At 81.7% G+C, this 469-nt stretch carries 1 protein-coding gene; it reads left to right on the top strand.

What is annotated here, in order from left to right:
- Positions 1 to 469 (top strand): UbiA family prenyltransferase (locus C1I97_RS38750; protein ID WP_181447136.1); only part of this gene is annotated, 469 nt, incomplete at both ends.

Below are 469 nucleotides of genomic sequence, written 5' to 3'. Positions count from 1 at the left end.
CGGCTCGTCCCTGTGCTTCTACCAGGCGGGCATGGCGCTCAACGACTGGGCGGACCGCGCCGAGGACGCCGTGGAGCGCCCGCACCGGCCGCTCCCGTCCGGGCGGATCGCCCCCGGCGCGGCACTCGCCGCGGCCGGCGCGCTCACCGGCCTGGGCCTCGCGCTCGCCGCCCGCGCCGGCCGGCCCGCGCTCACCGTCGCCGTCCCGCTCGCCGCCACGGTCTGGGCCTACGACCTCGGGCTGAAGCGGAGCTGGGCCGGGCCACCGGCGATGGCGGCGGCCCGGAGCCTCGACCTCGTGCTCGGCGCCGCCGCGAGCGGCGGCCGGGTCCGCGACGCCGCACCGTCCGCCGCCGCCCTCGGCGCCCACACCCTGGCCGTCACCGCCGTCTCCCGCCGCGAGACCCAGGGCGGCTCCACCGCCGCCCCCCTCGCGGCCCTCGCGGTCACCTCCTGCGTCGCGTACGCC

The sequence above is a fragment of the Streptomyces sp. NTH33 genome, assembly GCF_003236365.1.
Lineage (GTDB): Bacteria > Actinomycetota > Actinomycetes > Streptomycetales > Streptomycetaceae > Streptomyces.
The sequence above is the reverse complement of the archived record's forward strand: the minus strand, read 5'-3'. Positions and strand labels throughout refer to the sequence as shown.